The sequence below is a fragment of the Lactobacillus melliventris genome, assembly GCF_013346935.1.
GTDB lineage: Bacteria > Bacillota > Bacilli > Lactobacillales > Lactobacillaceae > Lactobacillus.
In genome coordinates, this window is the sequence record NZ_JAAEEB010000004.1 from 60,931 (window position 1) to 81,600 (window position 20,670).

A 20,670-nucleotide genomic window follows, 5' to 3' on the forward strand; every position below is an offset into this window, starting at 1 on the left:
GTTTGGTCGAAACTCTTTTCAAGGCTATTACCAAATATGTAATAATCTATCCGGATGTAATTTACATAAATTAAACTGGTGCACATGCTGCGGCCGGCTTTGGGGAAATTGCTCCAAAAAATCAGCCGGATTAGCTAGTCCCGTAGAATATGACCAAACACTTTTAACCTTTTTAATAGGATCAAGCATTTCATTTCTAACCGGATAAGCAGAAATCAAAAAATGTTTGTGATGAAATTTGAATACAAAAAACGGTAAGCGAAACTGATTGACAACTTCATCCTTGGTTTTCCCAATCGTAACTACATTACGATATGTACCATACTTTTCTGTAAATAAATCATTAAAAGAAAAATAAAAATTGGAAATATGCACATGAGGAAAGTTCTCTTCCGTAACTTTATCCGGAATTGCGATGACGTGAGCAAAATGATCCAAATTACTTTCCTTTTGTGACAGTGCTTTACCTAACTGATTAGGATTTATCACATGTGCCCATTCAGGCACATCTAAGTTATCTTGATATGATAAAAACATTTCCCTAATCACATTAGGCTTAACCCAATCATATTGTCTGCGAATTTCGTTACGATTTAATAAATTCCGCAAAGTTTTATGATACATTAAATCAACGACAAATAGCTCATAATGATAACGCTCGACCCAGGGTTGATAATGTTCAATATTTTCCGTAAAAATATGAGTACTATCTACAATAACCGTTTCGCCGCGTTTCATTTTTTCTTCTACGAGGTAATCCACCACTTTTTCCGTTTGCTCGTTGGCATAACGGGGAATAACTTGATGTAAGCAATCTGTTTCTTCTTCATAAAAATAGGTTAGATTCGCCAATAACAATCTGATCTGATCACGACTAATTGCATATGGCTGTAAGTGATGACGAGAAATAAATGAAGATTTACCAGAGCCGGGTGCGCCTCGTAATAAAAATATTTTACGCATGCCTCTACTCCAAACTAAAAATGTAAAATTTAAATGATATCGTATTAAATTTTAACATATAATTGCAGAATTCCTTACTATTGAACTAAAAGCTGCGTAAAATCTTTTTATCAATTATTTTTAACTGCTGGTCAAAAGTATAGACTATTGGCTCTGCATTTGGCACTTCAAGCTTGATAATATCGTGATCATTGATATGCTCTAATTTTTTTATTAATGCGCGCAAACTTGAACCATGAGCTACAATTAATTGATCCTCACCCATTTTTAACCTGGTGGCTACATTGTCTTGATAATAAGGTAATACTCTCTTTTGCGTTTGATAAAGACTTTCAGCTCTTGGCAAGAGGTGAATGTCACAACTGGCATAGCGTCTAGAAGTCACTTTTTCACCCCAAGGAGGAACAGCGTAAAAGCCACGCCGCCATTCTAAGACTTGCTTTTTACCAAATATTTTGCGTGATTCATCTTTATTTATCCCACGTAATTTGCCATAATGTCTTTCGTTTAAACGCCAAGTCTTAGTAACAGGTAAATATAAAAAATGACAAATATCAGCTACTATATTGGCCGTCACAATTGCTCGAGTTAACACAGATGTATGGATATGAGTAGGCTTAAAATCAGTAATTTGGTTAATTAAATTGCCGGCGGATTCTGCTTGTTCTCGTCCTTTAGCAGTTAAACCAACATCATTCCAGCCAGTATAAACATTAGACTTATTGGCTGTACTTTCACCATGTCTTAACAATACCAATTTAACCATTTTACTTTACCCAGTGCATTATGATTAAAATCAAACCGCTAATAGTAAAAATGATGCCTAGTATCATAAACGGAGTTGCTCCATGATTATGATTGCGGTACCGTCTGTTATAAGCATAGGCAATATCATATAAGCCAACTATCAAAACAATAATGGCAGTAAAAATACTGATTTTCAAAATTATCTTTCTCCTACTTATTCACGATCAGTTACAATCATTTTATCATTTTTTCCGCGTTCACATTCAACTTGGAAATTAATATGGTTAATACCTAATTTTTGCAATTTTGCACTAATTTTTTGAGTCAGTAATTCAAACTTTCTAGCAGTCAAATCAGGGTCCACATTAACGTGCGCATCAAGCATGATATAACGATCGCTATAACGCCACAAATGTACATGATGAATGTTTTTTATTTCGGGAAACGATAAAACAATTCTATTAACTTCTTCCAAATCAATATCGGGATTGGATTCCATTAAGACATTTGCTGCTTTGGCTGTTATTTCACAAGCTTCATGAAACACAAAAACTGAAACCAGTAAGGTCATTAATGGATCAATCCAGCTAATGTGCCAGTAGTAAATAAAAATAGCACCTATTACCACTGCTACGCTTGAAAGAGCATCACTCAGCATATGCATAAATGTAGAGCGCACATTTAAATTCTGCTCGCTACCTTGATTCATCACGAGCATTGAAATTACATTTGACACGAGTCCAATAATGGCAACGATGAGCATAACGCCACCACTAATTTTGGTAGGTGTCCAAAATCTTTCAATCGCTTCTATGAATAGGACGATACTGATTAATATTAAGATAATACCATTGGTAAAAGCAGCCAAAGTTTCAGCTCGCTCATAACCAAAAGTTTTGTTCCTATTATTGCGCCTATTGCTGATAATGTGAGCTACAAACGAAATAATTATTGCACCAACATCGCTGAGATTATGAACTGCGTCTGATAATAAGGATAAAGACCCCGAAACAAATCCACCAATAAATTCAGCGGCCGTAATAACAACATTCAACCCAGTTACATACGCAAATTTTTTTGTAGTGTGATCCTTCATAAATTTCCTTTCAATGCCTAAGGGCGAAAAAAGTCCTACTTTTAAGCAGGACTTTACATATCTTCAGCATTTATATTATAATCTATAATTTCAAAATTGCCATCTTCACGAAGTATTCCCCGAGTTACACTACCATTATTGGGAAAATTAATATCATGAAGACCGTCACTCTGATTCCAATATTTAATTGCCAGGGTTTTTAAAAAATCACCATGGGAGACTAACAAAACTCTCTTCTCATTTTTAGTTAGTTCATGAAGAACATTGATAGCTCGAACCATTCGTTCGTCCAGCTCTTTTTTATTTTCAGCTAAATGACGTGGATCGGCCTTTTTGGTTGCTTCGCGAAACTCATAAATACCAACTTGATTGATAATTTTGGTTACATCTGTTTGTGGTCCAACACCTGCTGCCAGTGCAACCTGTCTCCATGTATCTTCAATATCATCACCTTCAAATGAACCAAAAAATACTTCCCGAAATTCGGGTAATTTTTTAATTTTACCGATTTCTGAAACTTGATTCGCATCTTTCATCAAGTGAACTGTATCAATTGCACGTTTTAAATCAGAAGAATACATATTGTCAAAATGAACTTGACTTAAAGCTCGCGCAGTAATCTTCAGATCATTAATTCCTTTAACCGTTAAGGGAGAATCACACCATCCTTGAACTTTGTTTAACTGGTTAAACATTGTTTCGCCGTGGCGGACAAAATAAATTTCCGTTGCCAATTTGCATTCTCCTTCCTTTATAGCGTGTTTTAAACTATAACATATATGCTTTGTAAAAGAAATACCCAGCTTGAATAAAAGCTAAAGTTGCAATAAAGATGCGGACATATTTGGCCGGAACCTTGCGCAAAATGTCCATCCCTAAATAGCCACCTATAAACATGCCAATAGCAAGAGGAATAGCCTGCAGCCAATATATACGCGAAGTAAAAATAAAGACAATCAGTGCTACCAGATTAGCCAGGCCGCAGATGACATTTTTGATTGCATTAACGACAATAAACTTTTCATCAGTAATATAAGTTAATAAAACCAGCACAATTACTCCGCCGGCTGCTCCAAAATAGCCAGTGTAAACGCCCATACCTAATAATGCAGCAATATAAAAAATTTCCTGCCACAGTGGTCTTTTATGCGGCTCTAAACTATGATGCTTACCTGAAACAATTACCAAAACACCCGAACCAGCAATAAAAATTGGTACCACTTTTTCAAAAACACTCGATGGGAAAGCTAATAATAAACGACAGCCAATTAAAGAACCTACAATGGTAAATATCGAGTAAAAGGCCACTTGGTGCCAATGTCCCTTAAGCTCCTTTGTTGAAGAAATAGTCGAACCAATACTAGTCCAAATCAAGGCGGCATCACTTGTGACATTGGCATAAACCGGTGGAATACCAACTGCTAGTAATACCGGATATGAAGCAAGAGAAGCCATTGAAGCCACTGACGACAACAAACCGCTGGCTACGCCCCCTATTAATATAAAAATCAGTGAAAAAATAGATACCATTCAAATTAACTCCTTTTTAAAAGTTAATTTCTATTATAATGCTCTTGAAAAATAATTTAAGCAGGAATTTAATTCTGACCAATTGTCTATTTAATAATGAAGTTTGATTTAACAAATTAGTCTCTAAATAATAATTACTGAAACATACAGTTTTTGCACGCAAAAAGAATTAACTTTAGTCGATAATAAAGTCAGTTCTTCTCTAAATAAATATTTTGTTTTAAATTCATCTCTCAGTATCTTAAGTTACTTAATACCCTTTCTTACTCAATAAATATGAGTAAGAAGTTGGAATCAAAATAACTATAATAGTGACGGATATAATCGTCCAATACATTTCCCAATAAGAAGTTAGAAGCAGAATAATGCCGCTGATAAAAAAGACCCATCCGGCAAATCTGTGTGTTTTACGCCAATTTTCCGTATTATTCAAAGTCCATGGTAATTTAATGCCAACGACATGATTAGGACTAACTTTAGGCAGATAATTACCAAAAATAATAAAGAACAGTCCCAAAAAAGCACTAAGTATAAAGGAGCCTTTTACTTTATGACCCAGTGCATAGGCATAAAGTGACAGATTTACGATATTAGTAATAACAGGAACAAGCCAAAGGGTAATATTAACTATCTTAAAATCAAGATTTTTGGTTTCTTTTTGATTGTGTAATATAAAAAAAACCATTACTTGAAGCATAATTCCCAAAAAAGGCAAACCAATAATAACCCATAATTTATTGCTAAAAGCATTTGGCATATTAGTCATCCCAAAGTGTGTAGCCATTTTTTGCGGCAAACGATTATATAAAAATATTCTGGTCAAAACTGGAAATAAAATTAGCAGAAGCGAGATTAATTCTGTTTGACGAATACTATTCTTTTTCATCATGATCTCCTTTCAGGTCCACAAACCAACCCATAATTTCTTCTATAATAGAAGTGTTTAGCGAATAATAAATAAAGTTTTTTTCGTGTTCCTCTTCAATTAAATCAGCCTTTTTCAGCATATTAAGGTGGTAGGAAATAGTAGCTTTAGTCATATTAAAATGATTAGCAATATCTCCTGCCGACATTGGTCCATTTTTTAAAAGCTGCAATATTTTGCGACGCACTGGATCGGACAATGCTTTAAAACTAGTTTCAAAGCTCACATTAGTTTCCTTTCTATTTAGACAAATATCTAATTAGATATTTATCTAAATAGTATCACAATTTTTACAAAAAACAATAATTTTTAACATGTTAATCAAAAATCCTTGAACTATAGTAAAAATAATAAAACTATTCAGGTGGCTGTGTGAGAACTCAGAAAAATTATGAGTAAAAACTTGTTCATAAATATTTGTCTTTAATTTAGCTTAGCTAATCGTTATAATGCAGAGGGTTAGTTAATGAAAGGAAAAGTACACTTGGCAAAATATGAAACTTTAATTTTTATTCTTGAAGGAAGCTTATTAAACGAAAAAGTTGCAGAACTAAATGCACTTAGTCAGACTTTGAAGTTGGCAGGCAGAGAATTTGGTCCAGCTCAGCGCATACAATATAACTCAGTACAGGAAAAGATTAAATTACTAGGATTTGATGAACGCATTAAATTAACTTTGCAGGAATTCTTTAAAAATGACTGGATTTCTGCGAAACAGGCTTTTGACAACCAGCTGCAAAAACAAGATCAGTTAAATAAAGATGTCTTGCCTTTTTTAGATGAAGTGAAAAATAAAGTTAACTTGATTTTGCTGACAAAAGAGAAAAAAGATGTGGCTTCATCCCGCATGCAGAGCACAGAACTATTAAATTATTTTTCCGCAGTTTATTTTAAAGATGACTTGACTAGTAAATTACCAGATAAAAAGGTTTTGACAACAATATTGCACCAGCAAAATCTGTCGCCAGCTACTTGTCTTGTGATTGGGACAAACTTAGTCGATGAAATTCAGGGTGCCGAAAATGCTAACCTAGATTCCCTTTGGCTCTCGCCCAAGAAAGTAAAAATGCCAATTAGCCCTCACCCAACCTTACATTTAAATAAATTAAGTGATTTATTATTTTACCTGGAATTAAGCTAGTTTATAATAAAGAAAAAGGATTGTGAGGTGAAACAAATGAATAAAGTAGCTGTAGTTTTTGCCGATGGTTGTGAAGAAGTTGAAGGTTTAAGCGTTATTGATGTGTTGCGCCGCTTAGGCGTTCAAGCTGATATGGTTGGGCTTACTAGTACAACTGTCAATGGTGCACACAATATCAAACTTACTTGTGATAAAACTGTTGACGATAGTCTATTGGATTATGACGTAGTAGCTCTTCCAGGTGGAACAACCGGAGCAGAAAATTTACGGGATAATAAAAAACTGGGAGATCTGATGATAAAACGGCATAACGCTAACCAATGGGATGCCGCAATGTGTGCTGCCCCCATTGCTCTTGCCCGTTATGGCGTTATAGCTGATGCTGATTATACTTGCTACCCTGGCTTTGAAGAACAAACTAAAAAAGATGCTCCAAGCGGACATTTCAAGGAAACTATTACTGTTACTGATAATGTTCACAAAGTAATTACCAGTCGTGGTCCTGCAACTGCCTGGGCATTTGCATACGCAATTGGGGAAGCTCTCGGAATTGCCACCAAGGATCTGAAAGCCGGAATGCTTTATAATTATCTGGCTGAAAATATTCAAGATAGTTTGTAATTTAACACCACCAATAATAAAGGTGAAGCTTAACTGCTTCACCCTTTTATTTTGCCATTATGATTATTCAATACTTTACTAACTTTTTCAGTCAAAACCAGAAACAAAGCACTTAATTGCCTAGCTTTAAATAAACATGATAGAATTAAATTACACTTAAAATTTAATAACAGGAGGTATTAAAATGTGCACAACTATTGCAGTCAAGTCAGATAGTGGGGACGTATTTTGGGGACGGACAATGGATTTTACCTTCGACCCCTTCAAACCAAGTGCGGATAGCAAAATGACTACATTTCCTGCAAATTATGAATTAAAAGGTTTGCACCAAAGTTGGACGACTAAATATCCATTTATGGGTATCAACGTCAATGATTCGCTTTTCTTTAACGATGGCATTAATAGTGCTGGAATCGTAGGAGATGCACAATTTTTAGAAGAGGCCTCTTGGGATACAGTAGAAAATCTTAAAAAGCGCGGATTAAAGCCAATCATTGGTGAAGAAGTTGTTGCCTATGTTTTAAGTAATTTTGGTTCTATCGCAGAAATTAAGGAAGCATTCAAACATTTAGGTCAGGAAAAAACTAATTATCCTGATTGGGAAGATGCTGACACGGGCATCCCTACTCCAATTCCAATGCATTATACCTTTAGTGATTCTAGCGGCAAAAGCGTAATCTTAGAACCAGTTAACAATGGTGCCTTCAAAATTTATGATGGCATTGGTGTGATGACCAATAGTCCGGAATATCCTTGGCATCTTGACAATTTACGGAATTACTTACATTTAACTAATCACAATTTGGGTCATCACCAAATTACTGATCAACTAGATATTAAACAAATTGAAAGTGGTTCAGGTCTGTTGGGATTACCCGGTGATTACACTGCACCATCACGTTTTGTTCGTGGCACATTTATTTCTAAATTCCTAGCACCATTCCACTCTGATCAAGGAATTCCACAATTATATAACGTCTTTAAATCCGTCATGATTCCACGGGGACTAGAACATCTTCACGAGGGTGAAGACAAATGTGATTATTCTGGTTACTGGGCAGGATATGATGTTTCAAGCAGAAGTTTATATATTCAACCCGAAGACTGCCCAACAATGACCAAGTTTGTTCTGGACCCTGACACAACGTCTAAAATCACTCAACCTATTCAACACGACTTTAAAGTATTAGAAACTAAAAGACAAAAAGCTCTAGCTTAAAATTTATTACCAGTTGATTTGAGTCATTAGTCTTTTAATTGTTCTATTTGAAACAAAATGAGTCTAGGAAAAATGGCTCTTTGAAGTTAAATTAAAAAATTTTACAATTTAAAAAGACCGACAAATCAACGTTTTATTGACGTGATCTGTCAGCCTTTTTAGTTAGGTTAGAGTATTTCCTAGACTCATTTTTATAAATAATCACTATTTACCAACCAATAATGATGGATAATGTGTATAAGCTAAATCTCCTTTATAAGCAATCCAGCCTTTTATTTCCTTTATTGATTTATTGGCAATCTTTTTGTTTTGACCTTGTAACTTTCGAGCCTCATTTTTAGCAGGAATCAATGACGGCTTTTTGCCTTCAAATTGTAAATCCATGACTTTTAATTCTGCTTTGATCAATGGCTGCAAAGCTTTTTTCTTAACATTTTTATTATAAAGATCGCCATTAAAGAAGCTAACCCAGCCGTGATTTTTGCCACTTTGATCAACTATGTGCGCGAGTAATTCAACCTTACTGGTACCAAATTCAGTAATCTTAAATTTGACATTTTTATCTGCCATTTTCTCAACCCAGCTTTTGCCAAATGGTTTAGAAGTGTCATTGATAACATCATTAACTGCGGGATAAACAACAGCATTCCGTGCCAATTTAAATACGTAACCTTCTTTAGCAAACCGTTTAGCAGGCGTAACGGTCATACCCGGTTCGGTTGTCCGACTAACCGCTGCTGACTTGGCGGTGTCAATATTTTCAGCTTTAACTACAGTTGAATTAGCCAGCGCCGTAAAGGAAAAAAGGGTGACTGTAGAACATAAAACTGTTTTCAAATACTTGTGTTTCATTTTTTAACCTCAAAAAACAAACTATAATATTAATTTGTAACGAAATTGTAACTTTATTACATTTATATGTCAATAATAATTAATTATTTAACTATAAAAAATGTAAAACGCTTAACAATTTTGACAAAATAAATAAGCCCTAAAAGTAAGACAACTTTCAAGACTTATTTTGAAATCAATTCTTTAGCAACTATTTTTTTCTACTTCCATTTTAATGTTGCTAGTCAAACGTTTATTCATTTCCAAAACAAAAATAGGAATTAAACTACCAATCAAAACGACCAGCCAGCCTTGAACGGGTAGCAAGGCCAAGTGCAAAAACTGTCGCAAACGAGGTAAGAGTGTCAGCGATAAAACCAGTATCATACTTAGTAACAGTCCCCAATTAAGCATTTTATTGGATTTAAATGTTTGCACAGTGATTGGTTGAGAATCTTTAATAGCGTAGATATCAATCATGGAGCCAAGGGCTAAAACTAAAAAGACTAAAGTCATACTCACTTGCGCGTCATTAGGTGAAATAACAAATTTACCATAGGCGTAAACTCCCAGAGTTAAAACTGTGAAAGTTGTCGCTCTAACAATCATTCTTTGCATTAATCCGCGTCCAAGAAGGCTCTCCTCATTACCTATTGGATCTTGATCCATTATATTTGGTTCACCCGGTTCTTTACTAATAAAGAATCCTGGTATCCCATCAGCAAGCACATTGATAATTAATAATTGTTCAGCTAATAGTGGTGCACCCCAACCAAAAATTGTACTAATAACCATTAAGAACATTTGAGCGAAATTAACACCAATTAAGAACTCTACCGCTTTAATAATATTTTGGTAGACTGTCCTACCCTCCGCTACAGCTTTAATGATTGTAGCAAAGTTATCATCAGTCAGAACCATATCCGCAGATTCTTTTGCCACTTCTGTGCCTGTGATACCCATGGCAATACCAACATCCGCAGCTTTCAATGCTGGTGCATCGTTCACTCCATCACCTGTCATGGCAACCGTTTTATTAAGTTCTTGCCAAGCTTGAACTATCCGGATTTTATCACTGGGAGTAACACGAGCATAAACACTGATATCTTGAATACAATTTTTTAATTCAGTGTCCGACATTTTCTGTAAATCGGTTCCTGTAATTGCTTTTTGGCCTGACTCCAAAATGCCAATTTCTTTAGCAATTGCTTCAGCGGTCACAAGATGGTCGCCAGTTATCATTATGGTTTTGATACCTGCTTGTTTTGCTCTATGAACAGCCGTTCTTGCTTCCGGCCGAGGTGGGTCAATTAAGCCAATCATACCTGCAAGCTGCAAGTTAGAGTTATTTTCATTCCAATTGGTTGGATCAGCAGTAGCAGGAATTATTTTATATCCTACTGCCAGCACCCTTAGCGCTGCTCTAGCCAGATCATCATGAGCCTTTTGGCCCGCTTTAATTGGTTCTTTTTCATCTAAGGGTAATCTATCCCAAGCCCCTTTGACAATTACCAATTGGTTGCCATTATCTAGACGATGGACAGTGGACATCATTTTTTTATCAGAATCAAAAGGATCTTCCGCTATCCGAGGGGCTTTTTCTTCTAACAGCTGGCGAGAACTTCCCTGCGCGTGTAACCAGTTCACAATTGCAACTTCAGTAGCATCACCAACAACTTCTTCTGAACGATCTTTTTCCATGATTTTAGCATTATTAGCTAAACCTAACATCTTTAACAAATTTTGACCAGCGTCTGGTAAATCAGCAGCTTTTTTAATGCCGGTTTCTGGAGTCCAATACTTGGTAATAGTCATTTTATTTTGAGTTAAAGTACCTGTTTTATCAGTCGCAATAACGTCAACATTGCCAATTGTTTCTACGGCACCAATCTGTCTGATAATAGCATTGCGGTTAGCCATTCTTTTGACTCCGCGGGATAAACTGATAGTAACAATAATTGGCAAAGTTTCAGGTACAGCCGCAACTGCTAAAGATAACCCAATCATTAAGCTATCAGTTAAGCTATTATTTTGCAGTCCTATGCTTAAGGCAAAAATCATCAGTCCACCTAGACCAGCAAAAAATGTCATCCATTTTGACAGGCTGTCTAACTTACCTTGAAGAGGAGTTTCCCGTTTATGAGTCTCATTTAAAAGATTGGCAATTTTGCCAAGCTCAGTTGCCATACCAATTGCATTAACTTGAACAAATGCCCGGCCACTAACAACTGAAGTTCCGGAGTAGACGCGCTCATCACTAGTCAAACTAGTTTTTGATTGAAAGCTTTTTTTAGAAACAGGTAAACTTTCACCAGTTAAAATTGCTTCATCAACCGCTAAATTAGTTTCATCTAAAATCACAGCATCTGCTGGAACCTGATCACCAGTGTTCAGATAAATCAAATCTCCGGGCACTAGTTCTGCAGCAGCGATTGTCATATCGTGCCCATCACGCCGACCATTAGCTGTTGGCAAACTCATTTCTTTGAGAGCTGCAAGTGATCTTTCCGCAGAAGCTTCCTGGTACAGTCCAATTACCACATTAATGACCAAAATTAGGCTGATTACAATGGTTTTGGTCCAACCGCCGTTTTGAAAAACAGCCATATATGTCGCTAGAATTATTGCTAATAAAAGCACAAGAGATGAAATATCTTTAAGATGATGCCATATTTTTCTATACAATGGAACTGGGCGTTTTTCGAGCAACTCATTAGTGCCGAATTCACCACGCTTTTGTTCTACTTCAGCAGCAGTTAAACCGGACTTGGGGGTTTTCGTGAATAGTAGTTCTGACTTTTGGGACATGCTATCTCCTCCATTATTCGCTTATGAAATAAATTACAGTTAAGATGTTTGTATAGATAAGTTAATTTACTGAAGTTATATGGCTCTTTATAGACCTAAATTTAATTTTATGTATTAAAGACAATGAGTTATTTACTTTTAAAAAAGCAGAAAGCCTCTGATAGCTATCCGAAGTTTTCTGCTCATTTAGTATTTAAAAGGTAGTTGTTAATTAACAACGTTTTTTATAAATTGTCTTTAGCTTAAAAATTTAATTTCTAAACTAAGCATCCTCTTTTCCTATACAAGCTTATTATTATTTTACATGAATTGTTATTTTTGAGCTACTTTAATGCTTATACTATTAGCATTATAAGGCTGAAAAAGCTCAGTTTTTTGCTAAATAATTAATTTTGTTATTTAAAGTGTTTTATAAGGTACTTTTTATAATCTGACTAATAGTCGAACATACTTAAATTTTCTAATTCGTAATCTCAGCTTGTTTTCTTGCAACACGTTCTGAAATTTTAATGAATGGTATATAAAAGATGGTACATACAGCGAGTATTATTATTTGGACTAACACAACTTTCCAGTCCCCACCACTTGATAAAATGCCACTTAAAATTGGTGGAGTAGTCCATGGAACCATATATGCTAAGGGTCTCACAAATCCAACAGCAGTGGCAAAATAACCAATAAGTGAGCCGATGACAGGGCTTAAAACAAATGGAATAATCATTGGAATATTGAAAACAATTGGGAAACCAAAGATAATCGGTTCATTAATTTCAAAAATTCCTGGAATTGCTGCTAATTTAACAACATCTTTATAAGGCTGATAATGAGAAACCAATAGCACCGCTATTATCAAAGAAATTGTTAAGCCGGTGCCGCCCATTTGAGAATAAACTGTTACAAAATCTGAGTTTATAATATGAGTGGGCATTTTATGTGCTGTAACAGCGGCCATATTTTCATTCATATTTACTAGGTTTAGTGGATCTAAAAGGGAGCCATTAATAACAGTTTGGTGAATACCTAAAGTATACAAAAAATTACCTGAAGAATATATTAATAAAAAGCCTGGTAATGAAGTATTAATTGATCGTAAAGGCTCTTGAACCAGTCTTGAAATTAACGTAACTAAATCAGTATTAAAGTAGGCAAATATAGCAGCAAAAATCCCAAATAAACTAAGAGTTAATAACGAAGGAAATAATACTGTAAAACTTTGTCCCACAGCAGGAGGTACTTGATCTCCCAAGTTAACTTTTAAAGCCTTAATTTTTGAAAATTTCATGTAAATCTCGGTAGCAAGTAAACCTATAATTATCCCAGCAAACATTCCTTTAGTACCTACTTGGGAATACAGAACTGCTCCAGTAATATCAACCGCTTTTTTAGATCCATTTGGAACTACACTAACATTAATTGCCAACATAATGAAAACGGCTGATAAAGCTATTACCGTGGCGGAAATTGGATTTTCAAAGGATTTGTTTTTGGCCAAAAAATATGCAATCATGGGCGCTACCAAAATACTAGCAACGTTTAATGTACCATTTGTTAATGCAGTCCCGAAAACCTGAAACCTTGCTAGTGTTGCTCCTTTAAAAAGCCAGGTAAAAACAACATTATTAAAAAGTGCCGCTACGCCAGCCAAAATAAACATAGGCATCAAAGTAGCAAAAGCATCTCTTAATGACCTTAAATGAACCTGATTACCAATTTTCACAGAAATATCAGTAAATTTATCCAAAAATTTTTGTAGTTTTGGATGATTCTGCGTACTAGCTGAATTATTCATTTTATTTCCTTTCTAACTTAAATCTTGTCCATTAGAATGGATAACTTTTTTGAGCCAAAAATAACTCTTCTTAGGTACTCTTTTCATATCTCGTAAATCATGATTAGTCCGATTGACATAAACGACACCATAGCGTTTTTCCATATCACCCTGAGAACTTAAAATATCAATTAGGCCCCAACCAAGGTAGCCCATAACTTCAACACCGTCTTCTGTGACAGCTTTTTGTAAAGCTTTAATATGGGCTCTATGATAGTCAATTCGATAGTCATCTTCTATTTGGTGATGTCCATCCCATTTTTCTCGCACACCTATACCATTTTCAATAGGAAAAACAGGCAAATGATAGCGTTGATAAATTTTATTTAACACATCCCTAAATCCTAGTGGATCAATTTGCCAACCCCATTCTGTTGATTTTAAATGAGGATTTTTTTCTCTACCATAATCTTGATACATATTTGGTGCTGTCTCTGCCGGAATTTTACTTGAATTTATAGTGCTTGAAGCATAATAACTAAAACTCAAGAAATCACTCCGTAATTTTGAAATTTCATTCTTCTCTTTATCTGTTACTTCAATATTGATCTGGTTATTGTGAACAAATTTAATTACAGCATCTGAATACTTGCCATAACTAAAAGCATCTAAAAGATTAAAATTTAAAAATTCATCTATTTGATGGGCAGCAAAAGCATCAGCAGGACTGGAAGTAGCTGGATATACTTGGTTATAGGCGAGCATGCCACCAACTTTAGCATCTGTTGTTTCATGAATATAATTTGCAATTGCAGCATGACAGTACATAACATTATGTGAAATCTGATATAAATCCGTTAATGATTTATTTCCATGAATGTAACCAGAAACTTTAAATGCACCAGAAGTATGATATAAATTTTGTTCATTAAATGTTATCCAATATTTAACTTTAGGTGCAAAATGATCGACAACTATCTTGCCGTAACGAATAAAATCAGTACAAACTTTTTTACTTATAAAGCCATTAAAATCTTCTGCCAAATGTAGTGGCATATCAAAATGATAAAGGCATATCATTGGTTGGATATTACGTTTAAGAAGTGCGTCCACTAATTTATCATAATACTTTAAGCCCTCTTCATTTACTTCACCGTCACCATTTTTGATAATACGTGACCATGAAATTTGAAATCTATACATATTCATTCCCAAATCTTGCATATAATCAAAATCTTCATTAAAATGATGATAATTATCATTTGCAAAATGCCAGTCACTGGTATGTGGTCCTGATTTACGAATGTCATATACGGATAGGCTTTTACCTCCTTCATTCCAACCACCTTCTGTCTGCATACTAGACGTAGAGTTGCCCCAGAAAAATTTAGTCATTTTTGATTCTTCTTTCTAACTATTAAAAGCGCTTTCAAGTAATATGTTATTGCTCTTTTAATTTCATGTAAACAATGATTGAAGTATAAGTAAATGATTTTATTTACTTACGAATTTGAGGTAGTAAAATGGCTAAGAAACCTAAATATATTAAAATTGCTAATTTAATTGAGCAAGATATTTTGACACACAAATATCAAAAGAAGTTGCCCAAAATTAGTAAACTGTCCTGTTTATATAAGACAAGCAAAGTTACGATAGTTAAATCTTTACGTTTTTTGGAATATAAGAGTATTGTTAAACCAATTAGAGGCCATGGTACTCTAATATTAGCTGATAATGAAACGGAAATTTCCAAAAAAGATAATGCCACGGCACACGTTGGCTTCACCGAACGCCTAATGAACAATAAACTATTAACTAGTCATGTGATTTCGTTCGACATCAGAGAACCTACAGACAAAGAAGCTTTCTTTCTCAAATTGGGTATGAGTGATTTGGTCTACGACATTATTAGACAAAGGCTTTTAAATGATTTCCCTGCCAGACTTGAGTATACTGTCATGCCTATCAAAGTTATTCCTGGAATTACAATGGATGTTCTTCAAAAGTCGATCTATGGTTATATAGAAAATACATTAAATTTGAAAATCGGCAAAGCCAATCGTACCTTTCGTGCTGACAAACCAGATGCCTATGATCAGCTTTATCTAGAGTGCTCTGCCACTGACCCTGTATTTGAAGTGGAACAAATTTGTTTTTTGGATAATGGCATTCCTTTTGAATATTCCCAAACCAGAAATAGATATGATCAAGGCGAATTAACTTTAAATCAGGTTTAAATTTTAGTAATATACAAATAAAAAGCACAAGTTTTAAAATCTAAATCTTGTGCTTTTATTAATTATATAAATTGTTTGCTAATGTACTTACATTAACCAAGGAATATTACGATCCTCTAAAATAAATAATTAAAAATGTTGTAATGCCTGTTGACAAAAAGCCATTATTTTCTAGTTAATTATTTAAAATCATATCATCTCAATAACTATTTTGAATCAATTTACTGATTGCTGTTTTAACATCGTTAGGAGTAGAACTTTTATCAATAATTTCTCTAAATGTAGAATTAGTCTGTAAATCGACAATAAAATCAAATAATTTTTGAATACTTAAATAGTCCTTTCGAGCAATTGCTAATAAAAAAACGTATTTTACTTCATTTTTTTCATCCCACATAATCGGCTGTGAAAGACGTGCAAAACAAACCTTAGATTTATTAGTAGCATAGCCCAAAGAGTGCGGTATTGCAATTTTACCACCAATCGCTGTTGAATACATTTTTTCTCTTTCATATACTTTTTCTTTGAAGTCTTTATTAACAATCTTTTTTTGCTCTAATTTTTTAATTAACATATCTAAAAGTTCATTTTTAGACAATTTCGCTTTTAATAGATAAATATTATCTTCATCAAACAATTTATCAATTGCTCGGTATGGATTATTGAGTGATTTTAAATAATCTGATAATTGTAAAATATCATTGTGAAAATTTGCTAAATCTATTTGTATTACTGGAACGGCAGCATTGCTAATAGGTACCATTGAAATCAAAAAATCGTTATTATTTGCTTTGCCTTCTAGGTATTCATCATAAGTATATGTACCGGTAATGTTCAAAAAAGCGGCAAACTGTGTTTCTAATTTTGCCCTTACCAAAACTGCAGTTGAGACTCCAGAACCACATATCAGTGCGGCATTTTTCTTTGAAGAACGACTACCTTGTCTTTCAATCGAAGCACCAATATGAAGAGTTATAAAAGACAACTCATCATCATCTAATTTAAGATCTAGCATGCGTTCCAAAATGGGAGCAGAATAGGCAGTTATTTCATAGGCATACGGAAAAGTCGACAAGATCACATTTAATAATGGGTTTTTACGCTTACCATTTACTTTTTTAATCTTAACTAAATTCGTCAAATGTTGAATTAAATTCACCCGCAATTCCTGATCGTTTAAAAGGTTGATAGCAAATTCACTCTTAATATTTTGCAATACTTTCTTTAGCATTAGACTTATTGGTATAGATAACACATTGAGGAAAGTTTAATGCAAAGTGATATACCAAATCATCTTTTTCTTTTTGATTTAGTTTAATTTCAAATTCACTTTCTATTTTTACAAATAATTCTTTTAAATTTTGCAGCACATCCTTTTTGATATTTGCATGTGTACTTGCTTCCAAATGAAAGTTTAATTTGATTCGTGAAATAGTTAATGCGAAATGCAAAATAATATTTTTAGTGTTAATGTCAGAAATATGATAACTATAATGTCTTAAAAACGCATGGATAAGTTTTTTTAACTTATCTAGATCGACATTAGCTAAAATGGTTCTTTCTTTTTCAGTGAAGTCAATAATATAATTATCTGATTTTTTATTAATTAACTTTGCAATAATAAAGTTTCGTTTATCTGCTTCAGAACCTTTTACTCTATAAACATCATTTGATTTATTTACTTTAAGATTAAATTTACTAAATTCTTTTTTAATAGTTACAAGGTATGAAAAAAAGGTATTATCACTAATGAAAAACTTTTCCACTAAATCTGATAATTTTACCCTATCATTTACCAGTAAATATTGCTCAACTGCAGCAATACGCTCCTCTGACCTAGTAACTGGCAAATCACTTTTAGCAACTTTGAGTAACTTAGCTCTAGTTTCTGCATCTACATTTGTTAAATAAAAACCAGCACCCCGTTTATTTTTGATAGTCACCTTAAAAATAGTTAATTCCTTATTTAAAGCTTGAATATCGGATCTGATAGTCCTCGTGCTTACATTACACTTTTGTGCTAAAAAGGAGGTTGAAACGTAGCGATTGGCAGAATCATTCAATAAAAGTTCAAGAATTTGTCCTAATCGTTTATAGGATAGTTTCAAATTATCACCTCATTTTCATTTGCACTTCTTTCAGTAAATACTTGCGCTTAACCTAGATCTTTTTTATTAAAGTAATCATGTCATAAGGCGCAATTTTAAAATCTTGTGCAATAATTTTTTCTAAGCCATCAACTTCAATAAAATCTTTATCTTTAAGATATGAAACATCTTTTTCTGTGTTAGTCATATTAGACAGACGCAGTACCAAATATTTTTTTATTGTATAAGACAAATAAAGTGCAGAAACTTCAATGTCACTATTAATATTCAGCCAATTTTCGGTTTTCTTAAGTTGAGGCAAATTTGGAGCAAATTCTACATCCCACAATTTGTTATCTAGCCTATTTATGAACAGATTATGTTTTTGCATTTGGTAACTGACTGCAGGAGAATACCATCTAGAAATAACTTGAGACAGATTTTCTTCTCTTAATTGACTTCCGCTTGGAACATATAAGCCAAAATTAAACTCATTAACACCCAACTCTTGTGCCATTGGAGTAGGCATCATCACATGGCCAACGGATGTAGTGTCACCAGAAGCTCTACCTGGTCGCCATAATAAGTTCGGTTTCCCCAGCTGACCGGTTGTAGCCATTAAAGTAATAAAAAGTGAATCATCCTTTTTTTCATATTCTTTTTGACCTTCTCCTAAAAAGTACAATCCTACCTTTGAATTATTTAAACCGACACAACGATCAAAAATATAAATATTCACCGGTTTTTCAACAAATTCATCGTTCCAGTTATCAGCAATTTTTTCATTAGTTGTTTTTCTAAATCCACCCTGGATTTGTGCATGAACATTATCTGTTTCAAGACCAGTTTTCAATCTAAGTCTTAAGCGGTGAGCAAGAGCCTGATTATCCACTATCAACTTAGCTGATATCACTGGAGAATTAGCAACCATAGTCAAAGTAAGCTGGAAATTTACCGCTACTTGCTTCGCATTTTGACTGTTAGCTCTGTCCTCTAAATCATAAGGTAATGACCAGGAACCACTTAATTGCAGTGTCTCGATGTCTTCTGCCTTAGCAACCTTAATTTTTCCCTGCCACGGAAGGCGCATTTCGCGATCATTTTTCAGTGGCGAAAAGTCATATGTGTCACCATCATTTGCTTGATCATAAACACTGATGACATCCGTAAAAGTTTTATTTTTAGTAACTAAATTAAATTTGCCATCCAGATAATTAACTGTGGCTTCCTTATTTGCGATTGAACTGCCCTTTTGTAGACTAAGCTTAGGCACTACGCTCTCACTTTTCTCAAAATGAATAACCTGATAGCCTAAGCCCTTCATTTCAACATGTATACTAACTTTTAATTTGAAATAGCCAGGTTCGTCTTTAAATTCATAACCATTAGGAGTTAACTGCATAATATGAGGTCTGGATTTGACTTCTTTGCAGTCCACAATGACTGCTTTATTTTGAGTTGGAAACTTAACATTAGCAGAACTAGAAATAATATCTACGACTTTCCGCCCCTTAAAGCTATAAGGATCTGTATTAAAAACCAAAACGTCATGATCTGATAATGAAAGCCGTTGAGCCAACCTTTTCTTAATGTAATTTTCTAAACCGTCTGCTATTTCAAGAGCCTGTTTGTAGCGCTCATTGATGTCTAGCGCCACGTTATCAGTAACACTGCCACCCATCGTATCGTGTGGTTGCACTTTGAACAACAATTTCCATAACTTAATAACTATGCCATTTGAAATTGGAATACCTGCATATTGGGCGATTACCATTAAAGGTTCCAAACGCCGAGTTATAACTTGCTCAAGTTTAAAGTTTTTACGTTTATTTCTAGATCTGACAGAGCAAATGGTTCTATGGACTCTGGAATAAGTGGGGTATCTCAGTTCTCCTTGAAACTCAGGTAATTTTTTCGTCCGCAATTTTTGCATAAATTCGGGGTATGAACTAATTACAACTTCATGTTTAGAATACTGATTTACTTGAGCAATTGTCTTTGAAAGATCATGAATTATATTCATTTGGTCTATGCCGGAAGGTACAAGGACTTCAGAATTATTGCCATGTAATGCTTCAAAATCTATCCCTTTATCCAGCCGGTTTTTGACAAAGTCCTTTAAATTGCGCTTTGATTCCAGATCTATTTGCCCAGTAAAATAGCCTAAAGGGAAATTGGCAGCAAATACTGCTTTTCCACCTAACGCTTTCCATTTAAAATAGACGGATTTAGTTTGTCTTTTAAAATTCGTACCGCGCCATGATAGAAAGTCATGAATTCCCACTTGATTTAAAATCATCGGTAAATTAGCGTTGAAGCCAAAGGTATCCGGTAAATAACCTAATAGCATCGGTTCACCGTAATTTTGTCTAGCATGCAAAATTCCGATAATCAGATTTCTTAATAGAGATTCAGCGTTAGGGGCAAGAGCGTCTGTTTGAGTATACCAAGGCCCAATGAAGAGTTGTCCCCGATTAACTAATTTATGAATTCTACCTTTGGCTTCAGGATGAATCTCAACGTATTCATCTACAATAGACATCTGACCATCAAGAGTAAAATTAGCCTCCGGATGTTCTTCAAGTTCGTTCAATACTTCTGTAAATAATTGATCGCTCAATACCTGTGCATCTTGCGTAGTAAAGTACCATTCACGATCCCAATGAGTGTGATTAACAAAATATGCCTTAACCATAA

At 34.3% G+C, this 20,670-nt stretch carries 19 protein-coding genes; 4 read left to right on the top strand and 15 right to left on the bottom strand.

Annotated features, from left to right (window positions below; all coding sequences use genetic code 11):
• Positions 1–27: 27 nt before the first annotated feature.
• From GYV61_RS04705 to GYV61_RS04740, 8 genes are all read right to left on the bottom strand, one after another.
• Positions 28–963, bottom strand: a complete 936-nt coding sequence (locus tag GYV61_RS04705) for an AAA family ATPase (RefSeq protein WP_122026318.1) — start codon at positions 961–963, stop codon at positions 28–30.
• 85 nt (positions 964–1,048) lie between these two features.
• Positions 1,049–1,729, bottom strand: coding sequence for a 2,3-bisphosphoglycerate-dependent phosphoglycerate mutase (locus tag GYV61_RS04710; RefSeq protein WP_174794989.1), 681 nt, complete (start codon positions 1,727–1,729; stop codon positions 1,049–1,051).
• A 1-nt stretch (position 1,730) separates the two neighbouring features.
• Positions 1,731–1,910: a hypothetical protein gene (locus GYV61_RS04715; RefSeq protein WP_110446393.1), complete on the bottom strand. Its 180-nt coding sequence runs from the start codon at positions 1,908–1,910 to the stop codon at positions 1,731–1,733.
• Positions 1,911–1,924: 14 nt separating this feature from the next.
• On the bottom strand, positions 1,925–2,806 hold the full coding sequence (locus tag GYV61_RS04720; RefSeq protein WP_122052728.1) for a cation diffusion facilitator family transporter: 882 nt from the start codon (positions 2,804–2,806) through the stop codon (positions 1,925–1,927).
• Between the two features lie 53 nt (positions 2,807–2,859).
• Complete coding sequence (locus GYV61_RS04725; protein WP_046325304.1) at positions 2,860–3,540, bottom strand: histidine phosphatase family protein; 681 nt, start codon at positions 3,538–3,540, stop codon at positions 2,860–2,862.
• 34 nt (positions 3,541–3,574) lie between these two features.
• The gene (locus GYV61_RS04730) at positions 3,575–4,336 is read right to left on the bottom strand and encodes a sulfite exporter TauE/SafE family protein (protein WP_174794990.1); all 762 of its coding nucleotides are present in this window, start codon (positions 4,334–4,336) and stop codon (positions 3,575–3,577) included.
• A 250-nt stretch (positions 4,337–4,586) separates the two neighbouring features.
• Positions 4,587–5,222: an SdpI family protein gene (locus tag GYV61_RS04735; RefSeq protein ID WP_174794991.1), complete on the bottom strand. Its 636-nt coding sequence runs from the start codon at positions 5,220–5,222 to the stop codon at positions 4,587–4,589.
• A complete protein-coding gene (locus tag GYV61_RS04740; RefSeq protein ID WP_110446397.1) occupies positions 5,209–5,487 on the bottom strand; it encodes an autorepressor SdpR family transcription factor in 279 nt (92 codons plus the stop codon). Before GYV61_RS04740 ends, GYV61_RS04735 begins: the two co-directional genes overlap by 14 nt.
• Positions 5,488–5,745: 258 nt before the next feature.
• On the opposite strand from GYV61_RS04740, the gene GYV61_RS04745 reads away from it, so the two are divergent.
• The 3 genes from GYV61_RS04745 to GYV61_RS04755 all read left to right on the top strand — a co-directional run bounded on the left by GYV61_RS04745 (position 5,746) and on the right by GYV61_RS04755 (position 8,242).
• Positions 5,746–6,402, top strand: coding sequence for an HAD family hydrolase (locus GYV61_RS04745; protein ID WP_174795112.1), 657 nt, complete (start codon positions 5,746–5,748; stop codon positions 6,400–6,402).
• A 36-nt stretch (positions 6,403–6,438) separates the two neighbouring features.
• Positions 6,439–7,023, top strand: coding sequence for a DJ-1 family glyoxalase III (locus GYV61_RS04750; protein ID WP_122026324.1), 585 nt, complete (start codon positions 6,439–6,441; stop codon positions 7,021–7,023).
• A gap of 184 nt (positions 7,024–7,207) precedes the next feature.
• Positions 7,208–8,242 carry a linear amide C-N hydrolase gene (locus GYV61_RS04755; RefSeq protein ID WP_174794992.1) on the top strand — a complete coding sequence of 345 codons (1,035 nt, stop codon included), beginning with the start codon at positions 7,208–7,210 and terminating at the stop codon, positions 8,240–8,242.
• A 204-nt stretch (positions 8,243–8,446) separates the two neighbouring features.
• Here the strand turns inward: GYV61_RS04755 and GYV61_RS04760 are convergent, their stop codons facing one another.
• From GYV61_RS04760 to GYV61_RS04775, 4 genes are all read right to left on the bottom strand, one after another.
• On the bottom strand, positions 8,447–9,094 hold the full coding sequence (locus GYV61_RS04760; RefSeq protein WP_174794993.1) for a hypothetical protein: 648 nt from the start codon (positions 9,092–9,094) through the stop codon (positions 8,447–8,449).
• Positions 9,095–9,277: 183 nt separating this feature from the next.
• A complete protein-coding gene (locus GYV61_RS04765; protein ID WP_174794994.1) occupies positions 9,278–11,881 on the bottom strand; it encodes a cation-translocating P-type ATPase in 2,604 nt (867 codons plus the stop codon).
• A 460-nt stretch (positions 11,882–12,341) separates the two neighbouring features.
• Complete coding sequence (locus GYV61_RS04770) at positions 12,342–13,670, bottom strand: PTS sugar transporter subunit IIC (protein WP_122026328.1); 1,329 nt, start codon at positions 13,668–13,670, stop codon at positions 12,342–12,344.
• A gap of 12 nt (positions 13,671–13,682) precedes the next feature.
• The gene (locus GYV61_RS04775) at positions 13,683–15,044 is read right to left on the bottom strand and encodes a glycoside hydrolase family 1 protein (protein WP_174794995.1); all 1,362 of its coding nucleotides are present in this window, start codon (positions 15,042–15,044) and stop codon (positions 13,683–13,685) included.
• Between the two features lie 128 nt (positions 15,045–15,172).
• Between GYV61_RS04775 and GYV61_RS04780 the strand changes: the two genes are divergently transcribed.
• Positions 15,173–15,886 (top strand): GntR family transcriptional regulator, encoded by a 714-nt coding sequence (locus GYV61_RS04780; protein WP_122026330.1) that lies wholly within the window; start codon positions 15,173–15,175, stop codon positions 15,884–15,886.
• Positions 15,887–16,085: 199 nt separating this feature from the next.
• On the opposite strand, the gene GYV61_RS04785 is transcribed toward GYV61_RS04780, so the two are convergent.
• The 3 genes from GYV61_RS04785 to GYV61_RS04795 are packed head-to-tail and all read right to left on the bottom strand — an operon-like array spanning position 16,086 to position 20,668.
• On the bottom strand, positions 16,086–17,117 hold the full coding sequence (locus GYV61_RS04785) for a BglG family transcription antiterminator (RefSeq protein WP_174794996.1): 1,032 nt from the start codon (positions 17,115–17,117) through the stop codon (positions 16,086–16,088).
• Entirely contained in the window at positions 17,089–17,994 is a 906-nt protein-coding gene (locus tag GYV61_RS04790) for a BglG family transcription antiterminator (protein WP_174794997.1), read from the bottom strand. Before GYV61_RS04790 ends, GYV61_RS04785 begins: the two co-directional genes overlap by 29 nt.
• 52 nt (positions 17,995–18,046) lie before the next feature.
• Positions 18,047–20,668, bottom strand: a complete 2,622-nt coding sequence (locus GYV61_RS04795) for a glycoside hydrolase family 38 N-terminal domain-containing protein (RefSeq protein WP_174794998.1) — start codon at positions 20,666–20,668, stop codon at positions 18,047–18,049.
• Positions 20,669–20,670: the final 2 nt, after the last annotated feature.

Excerpts from the sequence above, each read along its gene's own strand:
- GYV61_RS04705 (WP_122026318.1), bottom strand. The coding sequence starts at position 963 with ATGCGTAAAATATTTTTATTACGAGGCGCACCCGGCTCTGGTAAATCT.
- GYV61_RS04710 (WP_174794989.1), bottom strand. The coding sequence starts at position 1,729 with ATGGTTAAATTGGTATTGTTAAGACATGGTGAAAGTACAGCCAATAAG.
- GYV61_RS04720 (WP_122052728.1), bottom strand. The coding sequence starts at position 2,806 with ATGAAGGATCACACTACAAAAAAATTTGCGTATGTAACTGGGTTGAAT.
- GYV61_RS04730 (WP_174794990.1), bottom strand. The coding sequence starts at position 4,336 with ATGGTATCTATTTTTTCACTGATTTTTATATTAATAGGGGGCGTAGCC.
- GYV61_RS04735 (WP_174794991.1), bottom strand. The coding sequence starts at position 5,222 with ATGAAAAAGAATAGTATTCGTCAAACAGAATTAATCTCGCTTCTGCTA.
- GYV61_RS04750 (WP_122026324.1), top strand. The coding sequence starts at position 6,439 with ATGAATAAAGTAGCTGTAGTTTTTGCCGATGGTTGTGAAGAAGTTGAA.
- GYV61_RS04755 (WP_174794992.1), top strand. The coding sequence starts at position 7,208 with ATGTGCACAACTATTGCAGTCAAGTCAGATAGTGGGGACGTATTTTGG.
- GYV61_RS04760 (WP_174794993.1), bottom strand. The coding sequence starts at position 9,094 with ATGAAACACAAGTATTTGAAAACAGTTTTATGTTCTACAGTCACCCTT.
- GYV61_RS04765 (WP_174794994.1), bottom strand. The coding sequence starts at position 11,881 with ATGTCCCAAAAGTCAGAACTACTATTCACGAAAACCCCCAAGTCCGGT.
- GYV61_RS04770 (WP_122026328.1), bottom strand. The coding sequence starts at position 13,670 with ATGAATAATTCAGCTAGTACGCAGAATCATCCAAAACTACAAAAATTT.
- GYV61_RS04775 (WP_174794995.1), bottom strand. The coding sequence starts at position 15,044 with ATGACTAAATTTTTCTGGGGCAACTCTACGTCTAGTATGCAGACAGAA.
- GYV61_RS04780 (WP_122026330.1), top strand. The coding sequence starts at position 15,173 with ATGGCTAAGAAACCTAAATATATTAAAATTGCTAATTTAATTGAGCAA.
- GYV61_RS04785 (WP_174794996.1), bottom strand. The coding sequence starts at position 17,117 with ATGCTAAAGAAAGTATTGCAAAATATTAAGAGTGAATTTGCTATCAAC.
- GYV61_RS04795 (WP_174794998.1), bottom strand. The coding sequence starts at position 20,668 with ATGGTTAAGGCATATTTTGTTAATCACACTCATTGGGATCGTGAATGG.